Source organism: Hymenobacter radiodurans (assembly GCF_004355185.1).
In the GTDB taxonomy this organism is placed as follows: Bacteria; Bacteroidota; Bacteroidia; order Cytophagales; family Hymenobacteraceae; genus Hymenobacter; species Hymenobacter radiodurans.
In genome coordinates, this window is record NZ_CP037922.1 from 4,641,018 (window position 1) to 4,665,577 (window position 24,560).

The following is a 24,560-nucleotide window of genomic DNA, read 5'->3' on the forward strand; positions in this document are numbered from 1 at the left end:
CTTTGGCCGAATTAAGCTGAAAGAATATGTCCTCCGCTACTCCACCGCCAGCACCAGACCCTTCAGGTATTCCCCTTCCGGGTGGAATAAGCTTACCGGATGATCCGCGGGCTGCGTAAGGTGATGAAGCACCCGCACCTGCCGGCCTGCTTCAATGGCCGCCGCCAGCACTGCCCCTTGAAACAGCTCACGACTAACCACTTGTGAGCAGCTGAACGTAAATAAAATGCCCCCCGGCGCGATACGACGCAGGCCCGCCGCGTTCAGACGCTTGTAGCCCATCAGGGCATTGTGCCGGGCGGAGAGATGCTTGGCAAAAGCCGGTGGGTCGAGCACGATGAGGTCGTATTGCTCCTCGCTGGCTTTCATAAAGGTGAATACATCCTGGGCATAGGCCGCGTGCTTGTCTTCCAAGCCTGTGAGGGCCGCGTTGCGCTCAGTCAGTTCGATGGCGCGCTTGGAGCTATCCACGGAGTGCACCAGCGTGGCGCCGGCTTGCAGCGCGTACACCGAAAAGCCCCCCGTGTAGCAAAACGTATTCAGTACGCGCCGGCCAGCCGAGTAGCGGGCTAGCAGGTCGCGGTTGTCGCGCTGGTCGATGAAAAAGCCCGTTTTCTGCCCTGTTTCCCAATCTACGGCAAAGGGATGCGCGTTTTCGTGTACCAAGTGCTCGGTGCCGGTAGAGCTGCCCAACAGGTAGCCATTCTTTGCCTCAGGGGCGGCTTTGGTGGGTACGGTTTCAGCGCTCTTATCGTAGATGGCTCGTAGCTTATCGCCCAATACCACCTTCAAGGCATCTGCAATTTGCGGGCGAGCTAGGTACATGCCAGCACTGTGCGCTTGCAGCACGGCTACGTCGCCGTACACGTCCACAATCAGGCCCGGCAGCCCATCGCCCTCCGCGTGGATCAAGCGATACACATCGGTTGTGTGGTTACTAGCAGCCTGGGGGGCTTTTTCAGAAGTCTCCTGCTCCGAATTTTCTCCCTGAGTTGTCAGTCCTAATCGCTGACGAAGTTGGTAGGCATTGCGCAGCTTGCCCTCCCAAAAGGCGGCATCCGGCTCCGTGGCTTCGGGGCCAAAGCCCAGCATACGCACGGCAATAGAGCCCGGCGCATAATGCCCTACGCCCAGCTGTTCCCCATTCGAAGCCTGCACTATCACTACCTCGCCTTCCTGCGGCTGGCCCTGCATGCGGGCAATGGCGCCCGAAAACACCCACGGGTGCAGGCGACGCAAGGATTGATCTTTACCAGGTTTGAGGGTGACGATGGCGGGCATGGCGGCGAGGAATAAAAGGGAACTGGGGGGCAAAAGTACGCCAATCCCCGCCCCTTCACCGAAATAGCCGACGATAAATCGGTTTGCGCCAGGCAAACTGCGCCCACATCACCGGATACAGCAGCGCATCCAGCAACGGCGAAACCGTCCGAAATTCTATGGCATCAATAATAACTGTGCCACCCTCGGGGCTGGGTTGCATCAGGTGGCGGTGGCGCCAGAATCGTAAGGGGCCAGGTAATTTTTGGCCTTCATCCACAAAAAAATGGGTGCCATTCGGCAATACGCCGTCGTCGGTAATCAGGCTGGTCCAGCGCTGGCTGATGGGGCCCACTCGCAGTTCAATCTCCACTTGGTCGCCTCGGCGGCTGCCGTCGAAGCGGTGCAGGCGCATCTGAGGGAAAGGTGGTGCCAGTTGCAGAAATAAGTCGCGGGTGAAACCAGCCATGACCTGAGCGGGCGGCTGGGCTACGCGCGTGCGGAGAGTGAGGTGCATAGCAGCAAACAGCGGGAGGCAAGCGTAGGTTATGAAGCGCCCCTTCAACTGCTCTCAAGTCTATTCGGGCTAATTGAACGCTTGTGCTTTCAATTAGCAATTTTTTTATCTTCCCCGGCTTCTAATCCTCGTTCAACATTCGTGCATGGACAAACCCACTAGGCCGGCTAGTGCTTCCGGCCCTACCTTAATCCGTGCAGTGGGGTTACTTACCGGCACCCTTCTCGTGGCAGGTGTGGTGATTGGCTCTGGGGTGTTCAAAAAGATTGTGCCTTTGGCGCAGAGTGGCCTTAGTGAAGCTTGGATATTGGCTGCCTGGGTACTGGCAGGCCTCATTACCATATGCGGGGCTCTCAACCTAGCCGGTTTATCCTCTCTCACGGAAGAGTCGGGGGGCATTTATGAATACCTGCGGCTCTCGTTTGGGAATTTTGCTTCCTTCCTGTTTGGGTGGAGCGACTTTACCATTATCGGTACTGCCTCCGTGGCCGCGCTGGCTTTCATCTTTGCGCAAACCATTAATACACTGCTGCCGCTGCCAAACCCATTACAGCACTTGGCACAAGTATCCATCGGCCAGTTCATTTATCCTTTCGCCGACTCAGGAATAAAGATTCTAGCCATTGGCACCATCGTCGCTCTGACGTGGGTAAACTACCGCGGGGTGGCCGGCAGTGGCAAGCTCAGCAATGTATTCACGGCGGCCAAAATCATGGGTATTCTGCTGCTCATCATCTTGGGGCTATTTATGGCTACCCCATCAACTCCGACGCCACCCCCGTTGCCCAACCTCAACACGGGTACAGTGGCGAGCACGCCTTTTTTCAATGCCTTTTTCGGGGCGTTACTCAGCGTATTCTGGGCTTACGATGGCTGGATGGACCTTTCTTTCGTTACGGGGGAGGTAAAGAATCCGCGGCGCAATGTGCCGCGAGCCATTCTGTTTGGGGTAAGTATCGCCATCGGGCTGTATATATTGGTCAACTATGCCTACCTGCGGGTATTATCTTTGCCGGCGCTGGCGGCAGTGAGTTCCAATGAGATAGGAGCGGCAGTGGTAGCCGAGGCTATACTGGGAAAGACCGGCAAAACGTGGATTCTGGTTTTAATTATGATCAGCGTATTCGGGTCCCTGAATACCGTACTGCTTTCCCACAGTCGCGTTTACTTCCGCATGGCGCAGGAGCGTTTCTTCTTCGCTCAAGCCAGGGCAGTGCATCCGCGCTACCGGACACCCCACGTGGCACTGCTGTACACCTGCGCGTGGAGTTGCCTGCTGGTTCTTTCCGGCACCTTCGATCGGCTGACCGACTTAGTTATCTTCGGCAATTTCCTTTTCTATGGCCTACTAGCAGTGGCAGTGCTGAAGCTGAAGCGCCAAGGCAAAATAACAGTGCACGTAACTGGCTATCCTGTTATTCAGTTCATCATCTTGCTGTTTGCCCTGGCTTTGACTGTGAACACCATCGTTACCCAACCTCAGCAGTCCCTCATGGGCCTGGCCCTGATGCTGACGAGTGTGCCGTTCTACTTTTACTTTAAAAGGAAGGAAGCCAAAGCCTAAAAAACGAATGTATTGCACCTTGGGGGGCAATTTTCATGACAGCCGCTTCGCCCGCAACAACCTCTATCGCTATGCTACACCTTATCCGGACCACCTCCGACAATCCCGATTTTCGGGCACTGGTACAACTACTCGACCACGACTTGGGGGAACGCGACGGTGCCGACCATGCCTTTTATGCCCAGTTCAACAAAGTCGACGCCATTAAGCATGTGGTAGTCGCGTATCAGCAGGAAGTGCCGATTGGGTGCGGGGCATTCAAGGAATTCAGCGGCGAGCTAGTGGAAATCAAGCGCATGTATGTACGGCCCGATTGGCGAGGTCATGAGGTTGCGGCCGCTATTTTAGCGGAACTGGAGCGTTGGGCCGAGGAATTAAACTACAAAGGCTGCGTATTGGAAACAGGGATGAAACAACCCGAAGCCATACGACTTTACAACAGAAGCGGCTACCGGCGCATCCCCAATTACGGGCAGTACGCGGGCGTCGAGAACAGCGTCTGTATGCAAAAGGAGCTTCTGTAGCTCCACAGCCAGCTTACTTTAGCTGCATGATGGCGGCCATAGTCTCTATGCCATCCCAAAGGTTACCCAAGCGAATATTCTCGTTTTCGGCGTGCTGATTGTTGTCGTAGTTGGCAACGGGCACGGTGAGTGTGGTCGCATTTATTTTTTTGAACACGTGCAAGGGTAAGCTGCCGCCGGAGGTAGGCACCTGCACCACCGGCTGCGTGCTTGTACGTTGCACAGCGGCCACTACTTCCTGAGCGATGGGCAAATCCATGGAAGTGCGCTCGGCATTGTAGCCCGTGTGCGACGTCAGGCGCACAATGCGCGAATAGCGGGCGCGCTCGGCGTCGGTAGGCTCTTGGGTTGTCACGAAAAAGCCCTGGCGTCGAATGTGGCTGACCACTTTCGCTACCTGCCGCTCCCAATCATTGCCCAGCACAAGGCGCAGATCTAGCGTTGCCTCGGCAGTGGTAGGAATCACGTTGGCCGCCTGCGCCCCCACATTGGCACTGCGCATGCCGTTTATATTTAAGGAGGGCTGATTAATCAATTCATTCAAACTTTGCCCCCCTCCATCGGCTCGGGCAAAGCCTAGCTCCTGCTGTATCTGCGCGTCGAGGTTGGGCACACGGCTCAGGGCTTGCTGCTCCTTGGCGGTAAGCGGTGTTACGTCGTCGTAAAAGCCCGCGATGGTTACGCGGCCGGTACTATCTTTCATAGAAGCCAGCAACTGCGCCATCAGAAGTGCTGGATTGGGAGCCCAGTTGCCATAGTGACCGCTGTGCAAAGGCCGCTTCGGGCCGTACACGGTGAGGCCCAGATTCACGTCGCCGCGGGCCCCGAATACCACCTGCTTTTGCCCCGATTGATGCACAGGACCATCGCAAATAATCCAGAGGTCGGAGGCGAGCAGCGCGCGGTTGCTTTCCACAATCTCGCTCAGGTGCGGAGAGCCTTTCTCTTCCTCCCCTTCGAAAAAGAATTTGATGTTGACGCCGGGCCGCTGCTTGCTTTGCACCAAGGCTTCATAGCCCGCTAAAATGGCCATCACTCCGGCCTTGTCATCGGAGCTGCTGCGGGCATATAGGCGCCAGTCGGGCTTGGATGTTTCGCCAGCCTGCATCAGCGGGATAAATTGCCCCCCTTGAGCCAAGGCGGCGCTGGTTAGCTGGGGCTTGAACGGACTCAGCCCGCTGGCCCACTGCGCGGCATTGACCGGCTGCCCATCGTAGTGCGCATAAAATACAATGGTGCGCTTGGCACCGGGCGTACGCACCTCGCCATACACCGCGGGTGGCACACCAGGCGTCTTCGCCTGCAATAGCTGCCCCTTGATGCCCCGCTTCTGCATCATACCCAAAATGAAGCGGGCCGTTTCGCGCAGATTGGCACTGTCCGCGGCCACGTTTGGGATGGCCAGAAACTGCATGTACTCCGTCAGCAGCGGCAGTTCGTGGGTTTGGCGGTATCGCCGAACTTTTTGCACACCTGAATCGGGACCTGCGAATGCTGCTAGTGTCAAAAGCAAAAGCAGGCTAGCCGTATATCGTTTTTTCATCTCAACAGCCGGGCACAAAGGGGGCGCAACCATGAACAAGGTAAGCGGCTCCGCGCAAAAAGCCATATTTCCTGAACTAGCGTTACTTTCACTTTTCTTAGCCCTGATCTGATGAACCGACTCCTCCTCCTTCTCTGCTGCCTTTTCCCTTCCCTGGCTTCGGCGCAGGTAGATACCGACATTTATCTGGTGGACTTGTCGGTGAAAGGCAATACAGTAGTGCTATCTAAGCCACGCAACATTACGCCGCACAAAGGCTACGACAACCAGCCTTTTTTCCACCCTACGCTCCCGCTGCTTTACTACTCGTCCACTACTGACAGCAGCCGCACCGATCTGAAATCCTACAACTACAAAACGGCCCAAACGCAGCAGATTACGGCTACGCGTGAGCGGGAATATTCGCCCCTACTCACGGCCGATCAACAGTTTCTCTCTTGCATTATTCAGCGCGACAACGGGCAACAGGATTTGGGCAAATACCCTCTGGCGGGCGGTCAACCTACCATTTTGGTGAACAACCTGAAAGTCGGCTACCATGTCTGGATTGATCAATCTCGCCTACTGGTATATGCGCTGGCAACGCCCAGCAGCGAGTTGCACTACTTAAATCTGGCCACTAAGAGCGACACGATTATCGCCCGCAACATTGGCCGCTCGCTGAAGCCGATACCTAATCAGCCTGCGCTCAGCTTCTTAGAGAAAACGCCGGAGGGCAAATGGCTAATCAAGCGGTTTGATACCAACACCAAGGCTATCACGCTTCTGGGGCCAGCACTGGAAGGATCGGAAGATTTGGCCTGGACGAAAAACGGCTTGATGCTGATGAGCAACGGGCAGCAGATTTATGCCTGCCGACCCGGGCACCGCGATGGCTGGAAGCCAGTGAAGATGGCCGGAACAGCGCCGGGCCTGAATAAAGCTAGTCGGCTGGCTGTTAATGCAGCTAATAATCAGCTGGCTGTGGTGGTCAGTGAATAATCGTAGGCGCTAGCTTCAGCGGACCAGGTGCACGGCCTGGCTATAATGACGGACGTTCCACTCGGCACTCAGCGCGGGCAGGCGGCTCGAGCCATCGGTAAGCCAGTGCAGAGCCGACTCAGAGTCGGTGAAATATTGGGCGTCGAAGCGGATTCCGGGTTGCACCAGATCGTGCAGCGCATCGATGGCCAGTTGATTATGCACCCGGAAGCTGTCAATTATCAGCACTAGCCGCTCGAGCGTGAGCGTCACCAATTCGGGCATCCAATGGTCGCCGAGCCATTCTTGGTCGGCTGGTGACAAGTCCGGCACGGTGTTCATATCAAGCAGCAGGTGGCGCACCTTCAAGGTTCGGATTAGGCCCAGCAGTTGCTGCGAGCTGGGTTGGAGCCCGTGCGTATCATGACCACTTGTCCATTCAAGGCGCAGTACACTAAGCACTTGATCGTATTGCAAACAGAAGTGGGGAATGCTGCGGATAATCACGGGAGAAACCAGAGGATGTAGCACCGACCATCGCTGCTGCAGAGCAAGAGACAGAAATTGGGCCGAAAGAAATTATCACTGGCTTGGTCGGTATTTCAGCAGCATTCGTGGCTGTCAAATGGGCTTTTACTACCCTAAAAAGTAAAAAAGCCCCCCAATGAATAAATTTGCCTTGTTGTAGGCATAACGCGACAAAGCCCGCACTTTGTGGGTGCAGGCTAGCAAACAATGCTTTACTGGTTCAGCTATAGAAGCAGGAAGCGGAGTTAGGAAGAAAGATGCTTATTAGCGAACGGTGAAGCCTTTAGCTTCCCACACGGGTACGTTTTGGGTGCGTACAAAGCGGGTTTCGACATGACCCCAAGCGTCTTGCTTGTACATTACCGTTTTACCTTGCTCGCGGGTATGCAGCGAAAGCAGGTGATCGGCATGCGACATTGCGGGGCCAGTAGTTTCAATGGGCTTGCGCGCCCGTGGGCGCTTAACGGATGTTGACATATACAGCTAACGTCAAGACTGGCCAAAAAGGGTCAGTCTGGTTCATTTAAATTTTCTTTTCTCCGAATAGTAGTGCTTCTGAGAGCGTACAACCCGATATAGTGGGCCGTGCATGGACACACTCTACGCTGTCGGCACTACCGTTACCTGACCGAACACCTTCAATACTACAGGTTCCGGCTCGGGCAGTAAAGTAGTTTGCTTGTCTGATCGTGGGGGGCAAATTTGCTCCCCGCAACACCTCAACGTAATATACAAGGTTCGGGTTTTTTTGTTATTTATTGCCAGCAACCGTTCAGCTTCTTCCCAAATGCGTTTTTTCAGGTGCCCTTTGGAGTAGAATAAAGTGCAGCCAATTGTGTATCTTCTCCTATCCAAACGCAACCCCAGCCGTGGTGAGCGGCGAAGCCCTGTTGTGCGCGGGCCGCTATGTTCTATCAACTAATCTACGTTAGCCGAGCTGTGGCGCCCTTAAGTGCCGAGGAGATGCAGTCATTAATTACGCACGCCCGCAACTTCAACTCCATCCATCATATTACGGGGGTTTTGTTTTATGATGGCGAGCACTTTGCTCAGATATTGGAAGGCGCGGAAAACGAGGTAGAAAGCCTTTATGCCCGCATTAAAGCTGATACCCGGCACCGGCAGGTAACAACAGTGACCCGCACCCGCAGGCCGCGCCGCGAATATCCGCATTGGGGTATGGCCGGGCACCTGTTGGCGGCGGCCCAATTCGCTGAACTGGTAAAATGCCTGCCCGACGAGACGGAGCAGCCCGCGCCCCGGTCATTGCGCGTTCGCTTGGAGCCCTTTGTGGCGCATAGCCAACGACTATAGCGCGCTTAGCTGCCAGGAACAAATAGGTTTTCCAGCGCCGCTTTAAACTCCGGCGTATCATACTCAGCCATACCGTCGTGGCGCGCCGCAACCTGCCCATCAGGGCCCAGGATAACGGTAGATGGAATGGCGCTGGAGTTGAAGGGTGCCGGGAGTGTCCCCGTTGGAAAATACACCGGGAAAGTATAGTCACGCCGCTTGAGCAGGGCCCGTGCCTTTGCCGGTTTTTCGTCGAGCGAAATCATCACAAACGCAACTTTCGACTTATCCACCTTTTCGTAGAGCGCGTGTATGCCCGGCATTTCAGCCACGCAGGGCGGACACCAGCTCGCCCATAGATTTACAAACACCACCTTCCCTTTCAGCTCGCTTAGATTAATATTTTTGCCCCCCAGCGTAACTAGCGGCAGATTGTGAGGGTAGGTGGCCGCGCCACCTGCGGCCGTTGCGTTGGCTGTGGATGGGCCAGCGGCTAACGTAGGGAGGTCTGGCTTCCACAGCCCAGTGGCCAGCAATCCGCGCTGTATGCTGCCCAATACCATCGGACGCAGATCGGTGAGTAGCACAAGGGCCAGAATGGCGAAAGGCAGCCATTGCAGCAGATTTTTACGATTCATAGGCGGATAGTTAAGAAGAAAACACAGAGGGAAGAGAAAACAGCCACCCATTTTTGGAAAATTGTGCTCCACATCTGGTTTGCCGTTATTGCCCTGTATGTTTGGACTTTTTCATACGAACCCTTTTTTACCCAGCCGTCTTACTCGTAGGAATGTGCTGCTCAATGCCATATTTGAAGAGTTGCTACTCAATAATTTATCTCTGCGCATCAGAAGTGCGGGAGTCCAACTAATAACCGAGCATTTGCCCGCAACCTATGCATAAGGTTGAGCCCTCTACCTCGCTGGGCGAGCTGGCGCTGCTGTTCCTGCGCTTGGGCACTACGGCCTTTGGTGGCCCCGCAGCGCACATTGCCATGATGGAGGAAGAAGTCGTGCGGCGGCGGGCTGGCTTACCCAGGAACGTTTTCTGGATTTGCTTAGCGCGGCCAACCTCATTCCCGGCCCCAATTCCACCGAGCTGGCTATCCATATTGGCTACGAACGGCGCGGCTGGGCGGGGCTGCTGGTGGCGGGCACCTGCTTCATTCTGCCGGCAATGCTCATCGTGATGGGCTTCGCGTGGGCCTACGTGCGCTTCGGCACGTTACCGGCCCTCACCGGCGTGCTTTATGGCGTAAAGCCAGTTATTGTGGCGGTGGTAGCGCAGGCGCTCTGGAGTTTGGGGCGCTCGGCGCTCAAAACCAGAACATTGCAGTTATTGGCCGGTGCTGGGCTGGCATTGGCGCTGTTGGGCATAAATGAGCTACTCATCCTGTTCGGTGCCGGTGTAATTACGGGCGCCCTGCGCTGGCCAACGCTGGAAACCAAACGCTTACCTCCGGCGCTACTGCTGTTGATGGGAGCGGTAGGGATGCTGGCCCTGTTGCCAGCGTTTTTTGGGCTTCGGGCAGGTGACGGCACCGGTATTGCGCCGCTCGGTTTGGGGCCACTGTTTTTGGTGTTCGTCAAAATCGGCTCAGTGCTTTACGGCAGCGGCTACGTGCTGCTGGCCTTCCTCGACGCCGACCTAGTGCAGCGCTTTCATTGGCTCAGCCAAGCGCAACTGCTTGATTCGGTGGTAGTCGGGCAGGTTACGCCGGGACCGGTATTTACTACCGCTACTTTCGTGGGCTACGTACTGCTCGGCTGGGCCGGGGCATTAGTGGCTACGGGGGGCATTTTTCTGCCGGCTTTCGTTTTTGTCGGACTAAGCATCCCGCTGCTAGCGCGGTTGCGCCAGTCGCCTCTGGCCGGCGCCTTCCTCGAAGGGCTGAATGCCGCTTCCTGGGCTCTGATGGCCGCTGTGTCATTCACACTGGCTCGCACCGCGGTTGTAGATGCGCCGACGATTATCCTTCTGTTGGTCAGTGCGGTGCTTCTGCTGCGGTATAAGGTCAACTCGGCGTGGCTGGTGCTGGGCGGGGCAGTTGTGGGCTATTGCTTACACGCAGCGAGTTTGGTTGGATGAAGAACTCAGAGCTATTGGAACTAGTATGGGGGGCAAATTTGTATACATGAACAAATGATCATACATTTGTAAAATCATGATGACCCCTCCTACTGCTTCCGTCGATATGGGCCTCTCTATTGAGAAAATGGAGAAAGTGGCCTTCATTCTGAAAACCACGGCTCACCCCACGCGCATCGCTATTGTGCAGCTACTAGCGGCCCACGAAAGCATGTCGGTTACGGATATGAGTGAAAAGCTGAACGTGGAGCAAAGCCTGCTTTCCCACCATCTGTCGGGCATGAAGCTGAAAGGCATTCTGAGCAGCCATCGGGAGGGCAAGAACATTTTCTACTCACTGAAAATGCGCGAAGTAATCGACGTAATCCAGTGTCTGGCCGCCTGCACATTTCTATAAGCTGGGGAGCTTTTTTTGCTCAAACATATGAACAATATATCATAATTTCATACGTCCTAATGCTACCTTACTTCGGTTATTTCGCGGCCATCTTCATCGGCCTTTCCCTCGGTATCATGGGCGGAGGCGGCTCCATCCTGACGGTGCCCGTGCTGGTGTATCTGATGGGAGTAAGCCCCGTGCTGAGCACGGCCTATTCGCTGTTTGTAGTAGGAAGCACCTCCGTGGTGGGGCCTCGGGCTACTTCCGCAAAGGGCTGGTGTCTCTGAAAACGGCTATAGTCTTCCTTATTCCTTCGCTGCTGGCCGTGTTTGCCGTCCGCAAGGTATTGCTGCCAGCTATACCCCACGAGCTATTTACCATTGGTAGCCTGGTTTTTACCAAGGACCTACTGGTGCTCGTAGCCTTCGCCGTCCTGATGGTGGTGGCCGCGGCGTCGATGATTCGCGTGAAGCAAACCAAGGAAATGCTTGACGAAGAGCTAGGCCATAAAATCGCCTTCAACTATCCTCTGATTCTGGGCATTGGGCTGGTGGTGGGCACGCTCACAGGCTTTGTAGGTGCAGGCGGCGGCTTCCTTATTATTCCGGCTCTGGTGCTCGGGGCACGCTTGCCCATGAAGCTGGCGGTGGGCACTTCGCTCGCCATCATTGCCCTAAACTCACTCATTGGCTTTATCGGCGACCTCAGCGCCGGCACCCCTATCGGCTGGCCATTTTTGCTCGGCTTTCTGGCCTTTGCGCTCGCAGGTATTGTGCTCGGCACTTACCTCGCGCGCTTCATTCCCGGAGTCAAGCTCAAGCCCGCGTTTGGGTGGTTTACGCTGGCTATGGGCACGTTTATTTTGCTGCGCGAGCTGGTTTTTACGCCATAAGCAGCAGTGTGTCAACTGGTTAATATCAAATTTTTCTCACCTTCTAGTTTACTTTTCTTATGAAAATTGAACAGTTTGAAGATAAAGGGCTGGCTCATTTCTCCTACGCTATTCTCAGCGAGTGTGCCCGTGAAGTTGTGCTCATCGACCCGGCTCGCAACCCGCAGCCGTACTACGACTACGCCAAGGCGAACGACGCCCAAATTGTGAGCGTGATTGAAACCCACCCCCACGCCGACTTTGTGTCTTCGCACCTGGAAATTGCCCAGCGCACCGGGGCCACCCTCTGCGTGAGCAAGCTAGTAGGCGCTGATTACGACCACGTAGCCTTCGATGAGGGCGACTCGTTCACCGTCGGCCAACTTACTTTCCGCGCCCTCAATACGCCCGGCCACTCCCCCGATTCCCTCAGTATCGTGCTCAGCAGAGAAGGAAAGGACGTAGCCGTATTTACCGGCGACACCTTATTTATCGGCGACGTAGGCCGGCCCGACTTGCGCGAAAGCGCCGGCAACCATACCGCCAAGCGCGAGGAGTTGGCCCGCCAGATGTATCATTCCCTGCGCGACAAGCTCATGACCTTGGCTGATGAGGTGCTGGTGTATCCGGCCCACGGCGCAGGCTCGCTTTGTGGCAAGGCTCTGAGCGGCGCGAACAGTAGCACTATTGGCGCGGAAAAAGCGGGCAATTATGCCCTGCGCCCGCTAAGCGAAGAAGATTTCGTGCAGGAGCTGCTGGCTGACCAGCCGTTCATTCCCAAATACTTCGGCTACGATGTGGCTCTCAACAAAGCCGGCGCCCCGGCCTATGCCCCCAGCGTACAGCAAGTGCCGCGCTTAGCTGCTGGCACCAAGCTGGAGCAAGGGGTACTGGTAGTAGACACCCGGCCCGAAGCCGAATTCAAGCAGGGTCATATGGAAGGTGCGCTCAATATTCAGCAGGGGGGCAAATTTGAAACCTGGCTGGGCTCTATTGTCGGACCGAATGAGCCATTTTACCTGGTAGCTGCCGATCAGAAGACCCAAGAAGACTTGATTCAGAAGGCCGCTAAAATAGGTTATGAACCGCTGATCAAAGGCGCGCTAATCGGCACGCCTGCTCCCACCTACACCATGCCGAAGCTGGACGTAGCCACCTTTCGCGCTCACCCAGAAAACTACACCATTGTAGATATCCGCAACGAGTCGGAAGCCAAAGCTGAGCCGCTGTTTGCCGACGCCCTGAACATTCCGTTGCCCGTGTTGCGCGAGCGGGTCAGCGAAATTCCGACCACTAAGCCCGTAGTAGTACACTGCGCTGGCGGCTACCGTTCGGCCGCGGGTAGCAGTATTGTAGCCCCTGCGCTGGTAGGCACACCAGTGTTTGATTTAAGTGAGGCGGTAAAATCGTTCCAGCCAGGTGCGGCCACTCACTAAATACAGTGGCCCGCATCAGTCCCAGTGTTACTCTTAGGGCAACTTTAACCTACTCTATCTTCTGACCACTCATTTGCCGTGGGTGGCGACAGAGAGTATTAACCATCTAGTTTTTTCTTATGCTTGACTTACTTCGCCAGCCTTGGCCCTGGTACGTGGCGGGGCCACTGATTGGCCTCACGGTGCCAGCACTACTGCTACTCGGCAACAAGGCTCTGGGCATCAGTTCCTCACTGCGCCACGTGTGTGCCGCCTGCGTGCCGGCCGGTATTCCCTTCCTGACTTATAACTGGCGGGCCGAAACCTGGAACCTGTTTTTTGTGCTCGGTATTGCGGTGGGGGGCTTTTTAGGCTATCAGGTGCTCGGCCACCCCGATACCATTGCCATCTCGGCCGAAACAGTCCGCGACCTGAAGGCTGAGCTGGGCCTGACCGACTTCACCGGCTTGCTGCCCCGCGAGTTGTTTGCGCTGGATAACCTAGCGAACTGGAAAGGCTGGGTGTTTTTGGTGCTGGGGGGCTTTTTGGTCGGCTTCGGTACGCGCTACGCCGGTGGCTGCACTTCGGGTCACGCCATTTCGGGCCTTTCCAATCTGCAGTGGGTATCAATGGTCGCGGTTATTGGCTTTTTCGTGGGCGGCCTGCTCATGACCTGGGTTATCTACCCACTCCTATTTTAACACGCAATCCGTCATGAAAAACCTCAAATACCTAGTGCTGGGCGTTGTGTTCGGCCTCATTCTCACCAAAAGCGAAGCTGTTAGCTGGTTTCGGATTCAGGAGATGTTCCGTTTCCAAAGCTTTCACATGTATGGTATCATGGTCACGGCTGTTCTCGTGGGCCTGATTTCTATTCAGCTTATCAAGCGCTACCACCTCAAGAGCATCAACGGAGAACCCATCGCCATTGCTGATAAAAAATACAGCCACGGCACCTGGATTGGTGGCATCATCTTCGGCGTGGGCTGGGCCATTACGGGGGCTTGCCCCGGTCCGTTGTTTGCCCAATTAGGGAGCGGCGTAGCCGCGGCCACCGTCATGATTTTAGCCGCCCTGGCTGGCACTTGGACCTACAGCGCCCTGCGCGAAAAGCTGCCGCATTAAACTGCGGACAGGAAGGCCCATGTGGGGTGCAAAACAGACAGTTGTACCGTTCTGCCTAGCCCAGCAACTCCTCGATATCCTCTTTCGTCAGGCTCTTGATAATTGTCTCGTCGGTTGAAATCAAGTCCGTGACGAGTTGAATTTTCTTATTCTGCAAAGCCAGGATCTTCTCTTCTACCGTGTTCTTCGAGATAAACTTATACGTAAACACGGTTCGCTGCTGGCCTATGCGGTGGGCGCGGTCAACGGCCTGTGCTTCCACGGCCGGGTTCCACCACGGGTCGAGAATAAACACATAATCGGCGGCGGTAAGATTGAGGCCTACTCCACCCGCTTTTAGCGAAATAAGGAAGACCCGCAGATCCTCGGTTTCCTGGAAACGGGCTACTTCCTTGTGCCGGTCACGGGTGTTGCCATCGAGGTAAGCATATTCGATTTGCTTTTCATCGAGCGAAGCCCGCACAATATCGAGGTGCTTCACAAACTGGCTAAATACCAACACCTTGTGTCCCTCTGCCACCACGCTCCGAATCATGCGCACTACTTCGCGCAGCTTGCCCGATTCTGCTTCGTAGGTTTCGTCGGCCATGCGCGGATGGTTGGCAATCTGGCGCAGCTTGGTCAGGCCTTGCAGCAGCATAAACTGCGTGCTAGCCGTACCGTGCTCCTCAATATTGCGCAGAATCTTATTGCGGTAGAAGCTTTTGGTTTCCTCGTAGCACTGCGCCTGTTCATCCGTCATGGAGCAGTAACTTAGGTTCTCTATCTTCTCCGGCAACTCTTTAGCTACCTGGGCTTTATGACGACGCAGAATAAAGGGTTTGATAAGCGCATGGAGCTTTCGAGTGCGGGTTTCGTCTTTGCCTTTTTCAATGGGCTTAAGAAACTCCTTGCGGAAAAACGCCTGCGAGCCCAGCAAGCCGGGATTGATAAATGACATCTGCGACCACAAGTCCATCGTGCTGTTCTCAACCGGCGTACCAGTCAGAATAAGCCGGTGGCGCGAGTGCAGCCCGCGTACTGCCTGCGACGTGGTAGAGGATGGATTTTTAATCGCCTGCGACTCATCCAGAATCACGTAGTCGAACTTGTAAGTTTTGAGGAGTTCCGCATCAAGGCGCACGATACCGTAGCTAGTTAGCACCACATCGTAATCCGAGAATTGCTCTACGTTTTTGTCGCGGTAGGTACCCGTGTAAATAAGCAAACGCAAGCTAGGCGCAAACTTAAAGGCTTCGCTCATCCAGTTGAAAACCAATGAGGTAGGCATTACGAGTAGCGAAGCCGAGCCAGAACTATCGCCGCTTTCTTTGCGCTGAAGAAGCAAGGCCAGAGTTTGAATGGTTTTGCCTAGGCCCATGTCATCGGCCAAGCAGCCACCGAAGCCATAGTCTTTCACGAAGTGCAGCCAGTCATAGCCCGCCTTCTGATAAGGGCGCAATTTGCCTTTAAACCCAGCAGGCATAGCCTGTTCTTCCACCGTTTCGAAGCCGCGCAGCTTTTCCAGCTTCCGCGACATAGTCACGGTGGCCAGGTTGCCATTTTGCAAGTCTGAGACCAAGGCCAAATGATGTTTGCGCAGCGTAAGCGTGTTATCGTTTTCCTCCGAAAACGCGAAAAGCTCCAAGTATTGCGAAAACCACTCTTCCGGAATGATGGCAATCTGGCCGTTAGGCAGCCGGTACTCGTGGCGCCGGCCCAGAATGTAGGAGCGCAGCTTTACGAAGGGAATTTCGAACTCTCCGAAGCGAACCGTGCCGTGCACATCAAACCAATCATTAGACTCTGTGATACCGACCTCTACCGTAATGGCGCCAATGAAGTAGTCTTTGCCTGACGTAGTGCTTTGCTGCACCGTAAATCCAAGGCGCGACAACTCTTCGGCGTGGCTGTGCAGCCAACGAAACGCGGTGGCTTTTTCCAGCACCGCGCGGCCATTGCGCACTTCCAGCGCGCGGTCAGCGAGTTCCTTTATCATGGCCTCCTCGTGGTCGATGTTGCGAATGAGGCGATGAAAAATGTAGCTGTCAGCGGTTTTTTCCAGCTTTACGCTCACCCGCTTATCGAAGCTATTGGGCACGGTGTGGTCGCCGTAGCGGAAGGAAAGATCGAAGTGAATGTGGCCGGAAGAAACGGTAGTGGTGGCACTGGGGGGCAAATTTCCATTGCGAGCACCAGCGCGCGGCGCTTCCTCCGTTACGACCAACACGCCAGGCACATCGGAAAAGGTGAGCTGAGGCCGGGCTACGTAGCGCTCCGAGCGAATATCAAAGCCGCGGGCGTGCACATCGAATGACTCGACTAGCGGAGCCACGAAGCGTTGAAAGTAGCTGTCTTCTACCTGACGTGGAATGACGATAAACTTCTTATTCAGAAAGGGTTGCAGCTTCTTGCCATCCACATCATTGCGAAAGCTGTAGAGTACATCGCTAACCATCAGCCACGCGGGCTGCGCGCTTACGACTACGGCATTCTTAAACTGAAAATCCAGCTTTTGCCCCTTGTACTGGATCGTGGGGAAATAGTGGGTATTATCCTCATTCCGGCGGAAGTGGAAAAGCACTGACGCGGGCTCATCGGCCATACTTATTTCACGCCAGGTGGGCTCACCGTCTTTGCCCATGATGAAGACACATTTGCCCCCCAGACGTGCCAGAATCTGCCCCATGCGCTCCTGCACGTAGCGGGCTATTTGCTCCTGTAAGCTTTTGTCGCCCTTTTCAGGGTCATAGATTTTGAAGAAGAAATCGGCGGGGGTCGTCTTTTTGGGCCAGAACTCTTTAATGACGCAATCCTGCTGAATCTGGTCGGTGAGAGCAATTAACTCGAAATCGATTGCGTCGAGACCGGCAGCAAATTCGGGGGCATTTTTAACCGAAACGGTCTGATGCTGAAGGGTTAGTTGTCCGCGCGGGTTGCGCTGCACCACGTACGATTCAAACAAATAGCCTAAGTATTCGTGTTCGAGCAGCGAATAAACAATTTGAAACGGCTGCGACGTAGAAACCTTCATAATCAGCGCCGGCAACGGCGTAGAAATCAATGACAAACATCAAATATTAACTTTTCTCGCGAAAAGCAACGTATAATCTGTCACTAATTATGATGAGCACAGACTACAGTTCCGCCGGTTATAGTACTACGACGGGTTTATAGCATGCATACTCCGATATGGGCTCTGGCGTTACAGATTTTCGCGCACATCGAGGCGCGAGGCATTCAGCGCAGGTCGGATGGAAACCGAGATGGTGATTATAATAATGGCGATACTCGTCAGTACAATGTCCGAGGATTGCATTTTCACCGGGTAAGAATCAACGACGCTGGTGGCCATACCCATGGATACCAATCCGAAGGTTTGCTGGAGCCAGCAAATTGTCATGCCTAGCACAAGTCCAACTACGGCGCCCACCAAGGCCACAATGGCTCCTTCCAGCAGAAATACATTGCGCACGGTGCGGTTGGTGGCTCCCATGGCCATCAGAATTGCAATGTCTTTACGCTTATCGATGACTAGCATGGACAGCGAGAAGAAGATATTGAGCGAGGCAATAAGCAGAATGAAGGCGAAGGTGATAAACACGAACATCTTCTCTACTTTGATGGCCTTCAGCAAGCTTACGTGCTGCTCATCGGAGTTCAGCACCTTGAATTTGGGACCAATAAGGCGCTGAATATCGGCCTGAGTTTCTTCTACTGGGTAATCCTCGGCCACGCGTACTTCTAGCGCCGTGCGCCGGTTGCCGTACTGCAGCAGTTCCTCGGCAAAATCGAGCGGGACGAACACGTAGCTATTGTCAATCTGCTGCTCAATCAGAAAAACGCCCCCCGCCAGAATAGACTGCTCGGAAAAGGCATTTTCAGGGTTCATGGACAGCGTACGCTTGCCGGTATTACGCGGATACAGCAGACGCAGGGGCGAAAAGCGGTTGTCGAGGGCAATGCTCAGCTCGTGCTGCACGCCGGCCCCGATGAGGGCATAAGCCTCGCCGCCGCGGCGCAGGCGATGGTCGCCCTCCACAATGGATGAGTCGATATTAGTTTGAGCGAAATAATTACCGGTTACCCCTTTCATCTTCACCACCATCTGCCGGTCGTGGTACTGAAGCAGGGCATTGTCCTCAATTACTTCGGTCACCAAGCTGACACCGGGGGCGGTGCGCAGGCGGTTAAGCAGCGTATTGTTTACCTCAAATGACTTTCCTTCCACCGCCGTAATGAGCAGATCGGGGTCAGATTTGCCGTAGAGCGTGCGCACCAGGTCTTCGAGCCCATTAAACACAGATAGCACAATAATCAACGACATGGTACCCACCGCCACCCCAATCATGGAGATGTTGGAGATGATGCTGATGATGTTGCGCTTTTTCTTAGACGAAAAGTAACGCCGGGCTATGAGCAACGAAACGTTCATGCGGGGCGCAAACGGGGAATAAAAGCGGAGCTTATCACGGAGTTAACTGGCGCGACGCATGAAATCTTTGAGGTGGCACGGACGCTCCTCGTGGTTGTTAGATGAGGCTTCTCTCTCCATCCGCTCGTCAACTGACTTAAGCATCTGGCGAAAAGCAGCAAGGCAAGATACGCCGCTTCGCGGAAAGCTGATGCGCTGGGGGGCTATTTCCAGGCTTTTACGATAAGACCTGTCCCAGAATCGTGCTTGGAGTTAGCGTCGATCCAGTTTAGAAGCAAGCAGAACGGAAACGTGATTAGATAATAGAATGGCAGCAGCACAAAGAACCACTTGGAAGCGCCCAACATCAGAATTGGGTACTTCATGCTGAGGCGCCACGAAATCTGGCCGGGCTCACCGTAGCTGTACTGGGCCTCAATGCGGTCGAAGCCGGCGGTGCGCAGCTTCTGCTGAATCTCGTGGATGTTGTAGCCGTCGCGTACGTGCTCCTCAATAAAGCTGGTTTCGTCATCGCCGTGCACGTCGGAGCCGCCTTGATCGGAGGGCGTGGAAATCAGCAACATACCACCGTCTTTGAGCGAGGCATGAATGTTCGTGAACACCTCCACGTCTTCCAGAATATGTTCCATCACATCCACCGATAACGCTAAGTCGAACGTATTCGGCTCTTGATACAGCACCAAATCTTGCACGGCAAACTGCACGTTCCGGCGCCCGATTTGGCGAAAAAAGCGGTTAGAATCGGCAATCTGCTCGTCTTTCACATCGACGGCCAGAATCTGCCATTTTTTGCTCAGCCCGGAAAGCCAGTAGGTGTACTGACCATAGCCGGAGCCCGCATCGAGAATATTTAGGGCTTCATCGGTGCGGCCTTTGGACCACTGGCGCAGCTCGCGGTGCACGTGCCAGGTGCGCAGCAACAGCAAATCGAGCAGATAATAGAAGAGGCGGCGTAGCCAGGGCGTGCGGTTAAACACCTCTCCCAGCGACTTTTTAATCGGGTCGTAATACAAAGTTCTGTTACCTGTCGTGAATGGTCAATTGCCGTTCTGAAGTGTTCTGGGGGGCTTTTTCAATAAAGTGTACTGCTTCACCCTTGCCTACCCGAACGTTACTCGTCTTCGTCGGCAAATAGCTTGGGGCGCTTGCCCTCGGTAGGCGTATCTGTTTCGTCGTCGGGCGCCGGCGCGGGCGGAATGTGCAGGGTGTTGATTACCTCGTCCATCCGGGCAGCATACGATGCGCTGTCATCAAGAAAGAAATTCAACTCTGGTATAACACGCACCTGCTTGCGGATTCGCTTGGCTAAGGCCTGGCGAATGGCTTTGCCATTGTCGCGGATGTCGCGTAGCACGGCCTCAGTGTCTTTAACCAACAACAGGCTCAAGTATACGCGGGCTACGCCCAAATCGGGAGATACGCGCACGGTGCTGATGCCGGGGGCAAACCTGGGAACAGGTGAGGCAGGTCGCGTTGAAAGACGGCGGCCAGATCCTGTTGCAACAAGCTGGCGAATTTTTGCTGACGTTTACTTTCCATAATAGCCGACAAAGGTAAGATTTAGGCAATCAGTAGTTCACACTCCGTAAGCAGACTTCCAACCCGAGGGCGATAATCAAAGCCAACGGGCTCAGATGAAGCCTTCCACGCGCTTTCGTTTTAGCTTTACGCAGCAAAAACCGATTAAGTATTGTGTTCAGCACTTTCGACTAGCCTTTTAACTAAACCTTTTGCTCACGCTTCGCCTTGCTGCGTTTTTTTAAAAGTCCGCTTTCTACCCGTCTGATCACGTTGCTCGTACTGGTGCTGGCCGTTCGACTGCCGTTGCTCTGGCTGGGCGTGCCGCTTACCGCCGCCGAGTTGCGCGCATTGCTGATTGGGGAGCGGATGCATGCAGGCGCTTTGCTCTACCACGACCTGTACGATAGCACGGCGCCGTTGTCGGCCGTCGTTTTTGCAGCTCTTGACTTAATAGCTAGTCGGCCGCTGTGGCTCTATCGAATTTTAGCGCTGGCGCTGCTTCTCTTCCAAGCGTTGCGGCTCAACCTAGTACTCAATCGCGCTGATGTTCATCCGGAACGGGGTTATGTAGCGGCTCTTACTTACCTGCTCGTGGCCAGCGTTACCGCCGAGCTCGATACACTTTCGCCGCTGCTGCTGGGCCACACGTTTATTGTAACGGCGCTGAGTGCTTTGCTGCCCACCACCCGCGAGGGCTACGACAACCGGCGCCTGTTTCGCGCGGGTTTTCTGACGGGCCTTGCGGCCTTGTGCTATTTGCCGCTGGCGCTGTTTCTATTGGTTGGGCTATTCGCCGTTATCATCTTCGCTGCCAACTCCTTCCGAAGCTTTTTGCTGTTGCTGTGCGGGTTCTTCTTCCCCTACATCGTCGTTGCCACCTTTTTCCTATACACAGAAAGCCTCCCTGGCTTCGTTCAATTTCATTTGCGCCCGACGCTTCAAGGATTAGTCGCGGGTACTGATGGGCTGCCCTTGTGGGTGCAGCTGCGGCTGCTAATTCTGCCCGGCGCCATTTTACTGCTGGCGCTCGCGCGGACCTTCACTACGTCGCTGGGACTGGTATTCCAAGTAAAATTTCGGCAACTGATGCTGGTGTGGCTGCTGGCTTCGGGTCTGATGATGGCAGCTGGTGGCGGTGTGGCTCCCGGCACATTGGTGCTGGCGCTGCCGCCGCTCACTTATTTTGGGTTGTTTCTCTGGCAAAAAGCCCCCCGCCCGTGGGTACCCGATGTGCTGTTGCTGGTCGTGCTGGGGGTATTTTAGTAATCCGCTACCGTGCGGTGCTCGGGCTCGAACAATTAGTTCAGATTCCGGCCGAAAGTAATTATGCCATACAGCCGCACCCAGCATATACGGCTGTGCAAGGGCAGCGCCTTTTGGTACTCGGCCCCGACCGGCGCCCGTATGTGCAGAATAGTTTGGCCTCGCCTTACCTCGACTGGCGGCTAGCCCAAGCTGATTTCGGTCACCTCAACGAGTACGCTGCGATCTTCCGCTTGTCGCAGAATTTTGCCCCCCAACCGCCAACTTACCTCATTGATGAGGTTGGCTTACTGCCGGAACTGCGCTATAAGCTGCCCGCCATTTTTGGACGCTATCAGCCAACCAGCACGCCACGCGTGTATCGGTTCAAGTAACTAGCAGTCAATCTTATTGACGCGCGTTTGGTGGCGACCACCTTCAAATTCGGTGGTAAGAAACTTGTCGGTGATTTGGCGGGCGGTTTCTTCACTTATGAAGCGCGCCGGCACGCACAGAATATTGGCATCGTTGTGTTGGCGGGCCAAGGAGGCTAGCTCAGGCTCCCAGGCAATTGCCGCGCGGATACCACGGTGCTTGTTGGCGGTAATACAGACGCCGTTTGCGCTGCCGCACACCAAAATTCCCTGCTTGAACTCATCAGCCGTTATAGCGGAGGCTAACGGATGCACAAAATCCGGATAGTCCACGGAATCGGGTGAGTGGGTACCAAAATCCTGCACCTCGTGGCCGGCTTCGCGCAACCACTTGGCTAGCATCTGCTTGTACTCAAATCCGGCGTGGTCGGAGCCAATAGCAATCTTCATTTCGGTGCTGTGCTACAGTTTATTAATGATAGAGTTTCGTACTCTATTAGCTCTGGCCATTATTGGCAACCAGATCATCGTTAAGCTTTTGTAGTCTGTTGCGCCCCACGACGCGGGCAATATTGATACTTACCTCGTACAGCAGCAAAATCGGAATGGTAACAATCAGCTGCGACGATACATCAGGAGGTGTGATGATAGCCGCCACAACCAGAATAACCACGATGGCATGCTTGCGGTACAGGCGCATAATTTCGGGCGTAATCAGACCCGCTTTAGCTAGGAAAAACACGATCATCGGCAGCTCGAATACAAAAGCGCATGACAGCGACATCGTGGTGAGCGTGCTCAGATAGCTCTGCAAGTCAATCTGATTCTCAATGCTAGGGTCGAGCTGATAAGAGGCTAAGAAGTTGATGCTCAGAGGCGCAGCAATGTAGTACCCGAACAGTAAGCCCAGAATAAAGAGAATCGAGACAAAGAACACTGCACCGCGTGAGTTCGCCTGTTCGTGCGGATACAAACCTGGCTTCACGAAGCGCCACAGCTCCCAAAAGGTATAAGGAAAACCCATCGCCAGCCCTACAATAAAGGAGCTGCTGATGTGCATGGTTAGCTGTCCGCTCATCTGCCGGTTCTGAATGTCAAACTTGATGGGATCGACACACAGATCGGGAGCGTGGACGAGCTTCCCGAACTCACAGAACATGCGGTACGTCCAGAAATCGGGGCGTGAAGGGCCCAGAATAAGGTCGTGGAAGAGAAAGTCTTTCGCTAAAAAAGCCCCCAGCGTAAACACTAAGACCGCAATGGCGGCGCGAATGATATGCCAGCGCAAGGCCTCCAGATGATCGATAAAAGACATCTCCTGGGGCTCGCCCGGCCGGTTTTCGGCTTGGATGCTGGTTTGATCCACTGATACTTGAGTTAATAACATGAAGTAGGTAGCACCTGTGTAGTTAAGTGCTTGCGCCAGACGTACGAAGTTTTTGGCTGCCTAGGTCGCAGCCAGCCAAAAACGATGGTGGCGGGGGGCTTTTTTAACGCTTTTCCCACATCAGGTTCGTATGTCCGCGCTATTTTTTTGCCTAGGCAAACAGTGGAAAAGCCTGCATCCACTCATTTACCTGCCCGCGCACCCGGCTGAGGTGCGCCTCGTCATCGTGGTGCATGAGCACATCGTCGATCAGCTCCACGATGCGCGTCATATCCGTTTCAACGAGGCCACGCGTGGTGACGGCTGCCGAACCAATGCGCATGCCCGAGGTTACGAAGGGCGACTTATCATCGAAGGGCACCATGTTTTTATTGATGGTGATATCAGCTTTGATAAGCGTATTCTCCGCCAGCTTGCCGGTGAGACCTTTGCTGCGCAGGTCGATTAGCATCAAATGGTTATCCGTGCCGCCCGAAATAATTTGATAGCCGCGTTCCGTAAATGCTGAAGCCAAGGCGTTAGCGTTGCGGATAACCTGGCGTGTATAGTCGGCATACGTCTCGGTGAGGGCTTCACCGAAGGCAACTGCTTTAGCACCAATTACATGCTCTAGCGGCCCGCCTTGCGTGCCGGGGAATACGCCGGAGTCGAGCAGCGCCGACATCATGCGCAGTTCCCCTTTCGGCGTTTTCAGGCCAAAAGGATTCTCAAAGTCCTTACCCAACAAAATAAGCCCCCCACGCGGCCCGCGCAGCGTTTTGTGGGTAGTCGTCGTTACGATGTGGCAATACTCAAACGGATTATTTAGCAATCCTTTGGCAATCAGGCCACTGGGGTGCGAAATATCAGCCAGCAGCAAAGCACCTACTTCGTCAGCGGCTTCACGCAGGGCTTTGTAGTTCCAGTCGCGGGAGTAGGCCGAGGCGCCGCAGATAATAAGCTTGGGCTGCTCGCGGCGAGCAGTTTCCTTTACCTTCTCCCAATCGATAAGACCGGTTTCGGGCTCTACACCATAGAAGGACGGCTTATACAGCTTACCGGAGAAATTGACGGGCGAGCCGTGCGTTAAATGCCCCCCGTGGCTTAGGTCGAAGCCCAGAATTTTGTCGCCGGGGTTGAGGATGGCTAGCATCACAGCAGCGTTGGCCTGAGCACCGGAGTGGGGCTGCACATTCACCCACTCTACGCCAAACAACTCCTTTGCACGGTCGATGGCCAGTTGCTCAACTTGGTCTACAATTTCGCAGCCGCCATAATAGCGCTTGCCAGGCAAACCTTCGGCATATTTATTGGTGAGGATAGACCCTTGCGCCCGCATCACTTGCTCCGAGACGTAATTTTCGGAAGCAATGAGTTCAAGACCGTGGGTTTGGCGCTCTTTTTCCTTACGAATAAGGTCAAACAGCACGGTATCGGGGGCGAGAGTAGTTGTGGTCGTTTCCATAGCCTCAAAGGTAGGGGTGAATCATTTAGCAATAAATACACAGCTCGTGGCAATGTTCAGCAGCAGGTACCAGCAATTTACTAATAAGCTGCCGGCAAACTCGGGATACTT

Annotated in this window: 23 protein-coding genes and 2 pseudogenes; 12 read left to right on the forward strand and 13 right to left on the reverse strand. The window is 54.6% G+C overall.

All coding sequences use genetic code 11. From position 1 onward, the window contains the following. Positions 1-36 precede the first annotated feature (36 nt). Together EPD59_RS21000 and EPD59_RS21005 are read right to left on the reverse strand one after the other, a co-directional pair. Complete coding sequence (locus EPD59_RS21000; RefSeq protein ID WP_133274485.1) at positions 37-1,281, reverse strand: class I SAM-dependent rRNA methyltransferase; 1,245 nt, start codon at positions 1,279-1,281, stop codon at positions 37-39. Between the two features lie 55 nt (positions 1,282-1,336). Then, positions 1,337-1,777: an SRPBCC family protein gene (locus tag EPD59_RS21005; protein ID WP_133274486.1), complete on the reverse strand. Its 441-nt coding sequence runs from the start codon at positions 1,775-1,777 to the stop codon at positions 1,337-1,339. A gap of 145 nt (positions 1,778-1,922) precedes the next feature. Between EPD59_RS21005 and EPD59_RS21010 the strand changes: the two genes are divergently transcribed. Together EPD59_RS21010 and EPD59_RS21015 are read left to right on the forward strand one after the other, a co-directional pair. Then, entirely contained in the window at positions 1,923-3,341 is a 1,419-nt protein-coding gene (locus EPD59_RS21010) for an APC family permease (protein ID WP_133274487.1), read from the forward strand. A 71-nt stretch (positions 3,342-3,412) separates the two neighbouring features. Beyond that, positions 3,413-3,865, forward strand: a complete 453-nt coding sequence (locus EPD59_RS21015; protein WP_133274488.1) for a GNAT family N-acetyltransferase — start codon at positions 3,413-3,415, stop codon at positions 3,863-3,865. 13 nt (positions 3,866-3,878) lie between these two features. On the opposite strand, the gene EPD59_RS21020 is transcribed toward EPD59_RS21015, so the two are convergent. Beyond that, positions 3,879-5,336 (reverse strand): M20/M25/M40 family metallo-hydrolase, encoded by a 1,458-nt coding sequence (locus tag EPD59_RS21020; RefSeq protein ID WP_240731548.1) that lies wholly within the window; start codon positions 5,334-5,336, stop codon positions 3,879-3,881. Positions 5,337-5,519: 183 nt separating this feature from the next. On the opposite strand from EPD59_RS21020, the gene EPD59_RS21025 reads away from it, so the two are divergent. Next, positions 5,520-6,389, forward strand: coding sequence for a TolB family protein (locus EPD59_RS21025; RefSeq protein WP_133274490.1), 870 nt, complete (start codon positions 5,520-5,522; stop codon positions 6,387-6,389). A 15-nt stretch (positions 6,390-6,404) separates the two neighbouring features. Here the strand turns inward: EPD59_RS21025 and EPD59_RS21030 are convergent, their stop codons facing one another. Both EPD59_RS21030 and EPD59_RS21035 read right to left on the reverse strand, forming a co-directional pair. Continuing rightward, positions 6,405-6,845, reverse strand: coding sequence for a hypothetical protein (locus EPD59_RS21030; RefSeq protein ID WP_133274491.1), 441 nt, complete (start codon positions 6,843-6,845; stop codon positions 6,405-6,407). A gap of 315 nt (positions 6,846-7,160) precedes the next feature. Next, a complete protein-coding gene (locus EPD59_RS21035; RefSeq protein WP_133274492.1) occupies positions 7,161-7,373 on the reverse strand; it encodes a hypothetical protein in 213 nt (70 codons plus the stop codon). Between the two features lie 429 nt (positions 7,374-7,802). Between EPD59_RS21035 and EPD59_RS21040 the strand changes: the two genes are divergently transcribed. Then, on the forward strand, positions 7,803-8,210 hold the full coding sequence (locus tag EPD59_RS21040) for a BLUF domain-containing protein (RefSeq protein WP_133274493.1): 408 nt from the start codon (positions 7,803-7,805) through the stop codon (positions 8,208-8,210). A 5-nt stretch (positions 8,211-8,215) separates the two neighbouring features. Here the strand turns inward: EPD59_RS21040 and EPD59_RS21045 are convergent, their stop codons facing one another. After that, a complete protein-coding gene (locus EPD59_RS21045) occupies positions 8,216-8,827 on the reverse strand; it encodes a TlpA family protein disulfide reductase (protein ID WP_165963688.1) in 612 nt (203 codons plus the stop codon). A gap of 257 nt (positions 8,828-9,084) precedes the next feature. Here EPD59_RS21045 and chrA point away from each other — a divergent pair. The 6 genes and pseudogenes from chrA (at position 9,085) to EPD59_RS21075 (ending at position 14,067) form a co-directional block, all read left to right on the forward strand. Beyond that, positions 9,085-10,277, forward strand: a pseudogene (gene chrA, locus EPD59_RS21050) (chromate efflux transporter). A gap of 76 nt (positions 10,278-10,353) precedes the next feature. Next, positions 10,354-10,674 (forward strand): ArsR/SmtB family transcription factor, encoded by a 321-nt coding sequence (locus tag EPD59_RS21055; protein WP_240731549.1) that lies wholly within the window; start codon positions 10,354-10,356, stop codon positions 10,672-10,674. 59 nt (positions 10,675-10,733) lie between these two features. Next, a pseudogene (locus tag EPD59_RS21060) lies at positions 10,734-11,548 on the forward strand (sulfite exporter TauE/SafE family protein). Positions 11,549-11,607: 59 nt separating this feature from the next. Further along, positions 11,608-12,963 (forward strand): MBL fold metallo-hydrolase, encoded by a 1,356-nt coding sequence (locus EPD59_RS21065; protein WP_133274494.1) that lies wholly within the window; start codon positions 11,608-11,610, stop codon positions 12,961-12,963. 119 nt (positions 12,964-13,082) lie between these two features. Further along, positions 13,083-13,643, forward strand: a complete 561-nt coding sequence (locus EPD59_RS21070; RefSeq protein WP_133274495.1) for a YeeE/YedE family protein — start codon at positions 13,083-13,085, stop codon at positions 13,641-13,643. Between the two features lie 13 nt (positions 13,644-13,656). Continuing rightward, positions 13,657-14,067: a DUF6691 family protein gene (locus EPD59_RS21075; protein ID WP_133274496.1), complete on the forward strand. Its 411-nt coding sequence runs from the start codon at positions 13,657-13,659 to the stop codon at positions 14,065-14,067. 55 nt (positions 14,068-14,122) lie between these two features. Here the strand turns inward: EPD59_RS21075 and EPD59_RS21080 are convergent, their stop codons facing one another. From EPD59_RS21080 to EPD59_RS21095, 4 genes are all read right to left on the reverse strand, one after another. Further along, positions 14,123-17,080, reverse strand: a complete 2,958-nt coding sequence (locus EPD59_RS21080) for a DEAD/DEAH box helicase (RefSeq protein WP_133274781.1) — start codon at positions 17,078-17,080, stop codon at positions 14,123-14,125. A gap of 171 nt (positions 17,081-17,251) precedes the next feature. Beyond that, the gene (locus tag EPD59_RS21085) at positions 17,252-18,481 is read right to left on the reverse strand and encodes an FtsX-like permease family protein (protein WP_133274497.1); all 1,230 of its coding nucleotides are present in this window, start codon (positions 18,479-18,481) and stop codon (positions 17,252-17,254) included. A gap of 203 nt (positions 18,482-18,684) precedes the next feature. Then, entirely contained in the window at positions 18,685-19,494 is an 810-nt protein-coding gene (locus EPD59_RS21090) for a class I SAM-dependent methyltransferase (RefSeq protein ID WP_133274498.1), read from the reverse strand. Between the two features lie 98 nt (positions 19,495-19,592). Continuing rightward, entirely contained in the window at positions 19,593-19,907 is a 315-nt protein-coding gene (locus EPD59_RS21095; protein WP_317128425.1) for a ribosome-binding factor A, read from the reverse strand. Positions 19,908-20,227: 320 nt separating this feature from the next. Here EPD59_RS21095 and EPD59_RS21100 point away from each other — a divergent pair, with 320 nt between their 5' ends. Continuing rightward, entirely contained in the window at positions 20,228-21,265 is a 1,038-nt protein-coding gene (locus tag EPD59_RS21100; protein ID WP_133274499.1) for a hypothetical protein, read from the forward strand. 17 nt (positions 21,266-21,282) lie between these two features. Next, entirely contained in the window at positions 21,283-21,639 is a 357-nt protein-coding gene (locus EPD59_RS21105; protein WP_133274500.1) for a hypothetical protein, read from the forward strand. Here the strand turns inward: EPD59_RS21105 and rpiB are convergent, their stop codons facing one another. The 3 genes from rpiB to EPD59_RS21120 all read right to left on the reverse strand — a co-directional run bounded on the left by rpiB (position 21,640) and on the right by EPD59_RS21120 (position 24,449). Beyond that, positions 21,640-22,068: a ribose 5-phosphate isomerase B gene (gene rpiB / locus EPD59_RS21110; RefSeq protein ID WP_133274501.1), complete on the reverse strand. Its 429-nt coding sequence runs from the start codon at positions 22,066-22,068 to the stop codon at positions 21,640-21,642. It lies immediately after the preceding gene. Positions 22,069-22,114: 46 nt separating this feature from the next. Further along, positions 22,115-23,005, reverse strand: a complete 891-nt coding sequence (gene tatC, locus EPD59_RS21115) for a twin-arginine translocase subunit TatC (protein WP_133274502.1) — start codon at positions 23,003-23,005, stop codon at positions 22,115-22,117. 151 nt (positions 23,006-23,156) lie between these two features. Then, positions 23,157-24,449: a serine hydroxymethyltransferase gene (locus tag EPD59_RS21120; RefSeq protein WP_133274503.1), complete on the reverse strand. Its 1,293-nt coding sequence runs from the start codon at positions 24,447-24,449 to the stop codon at positions 23,157-23,159. Positions 24,450-24,560: the final 111 nt, after the last annotated feature.

Excerpts from the sequence above, each read along its gene's own strand:
- EPD59_RS21065 (WP_133274494.1), top strand. The coding sequence starts at position 11,608 with ATGAAAATTGAACAGTTTGAAGATAAAGGGCTGGCTCATTTCTCCTAC.
- EPD59_RS21015 (WP_133274488.1), top strand. The coding sequence starts at position 3,413 with ATGCTACACCTTATCCGGACCACCTCCGACAATCCCGATTTTCGGGCA.
- EPD59_RS21000 (WP_133274485.1), bottom strand. The coding sequence starts at position 1,281 with ATGCCCGCCATCGTCACCCTCAAACCTGGTAAAGATCAATCCTTGCGT.
- EPD59_RS21045 (WP_165963688.1), bottom strand. The coding sequence starts at position 8,827 with ATGAATCGTAAAAATCTGCTGCAATGGCTGCCTTTCGCCATTCTGGCC.
- EPD59_RS21005 (WP_133274486.1), bottom strand. The coding sequence starts at position 1,777 with ATGCACCTCACTCTCCGCACGCGCGTAGCCCAGCCGCCCGCTCAGGTC.
- EPD59_RS21075 (WP_133274496.1), top strand. The coding sequence starts at position 13,657 with ATGAAAAACCTCAAATACCTAGTGCTGGGCGTTGTGTTCGGCCTCATT.
- EPD59_RS21070 (WP_133274495.1), top strand. The coding sequence starts at position 13,083 with ATGCTTGACTTACTTCGCCAGCCTTGGCCCTGGTACGTGGCGGGGCCA.
- EPD59_RS21010 (WP_133274487.1), top strand. The coding sequence starts at position 1,923 with ATGGACAAACCCACTAGGCCGGCTAGTGCTTCCGGCCCTACCTTAATC.
- tatC (WP_133274502.1), bottom strand. The coding sequence starts at position 23,005 with ATGTTATTAACTCAAGTATCAGTGGATCAAACCAGCATCCAAGCCGAA.
- EPD59_RS21025 (WP_133274490.1), top strand. The coding sequence starts at position 5,520 with ATGAACCGACTCCTCCTCCTTCTCTGCTGCCTTTTCCCTTCCCTGGCT.
- EPD59_RS21120 (WP_133274503.1), bottom strand. The coding sequence starts at position 24,449 with ATGGAAACGACCACAACTACTCTCGCCCCCGATACCGTGCTGTTTGAC.
- rpiB (WP_133274501.1), bottom strand. The coding sequence starts at position 22,068 with ATGAAGATTGCTATTGGCTCCGACCACGCCGGATTTGAGTACAAGCAG.
- EPD59_RS21085 (WP_133274497.1), bottom strand. The coding sequence starts at position 18,481 with ATGAACGTTTCGTTGCTCATAGCCCGGCGTTACTTTTCGTCTAAGAAA.
- EPD59_RS21040 (WP_133274493.1), top strand. The coding sequence starts at position 7,803 with ATGTTCTATCAACTAATCTACGTTAGCCGAGCTGTGGCGCCCTTAAGT.
- EPD59_RS21055 (WP_240731549.1), top strand. The coding sequence starts at position 10,354 with ATGATGACCCCTCCTACTGCTTCCGTCGATATGGGCCTCTCTATTGAG.
- EPD59_RS21080 (WP_133274781.1), bottom strand. The coding sequence starts at position 17,080 with ATGAAGGTTTCTACGTCGCAGCCGTTTCAAATTGTTTATTCGCTGCTC.
- EPD59_RS21035 (WP_133274492.1), bottom strand. The coding sequence starts at position 7,373 with ATGTCAACATCCGTTAAGCGCCCACGGGCGCGCAAGCCCATTGAAACT.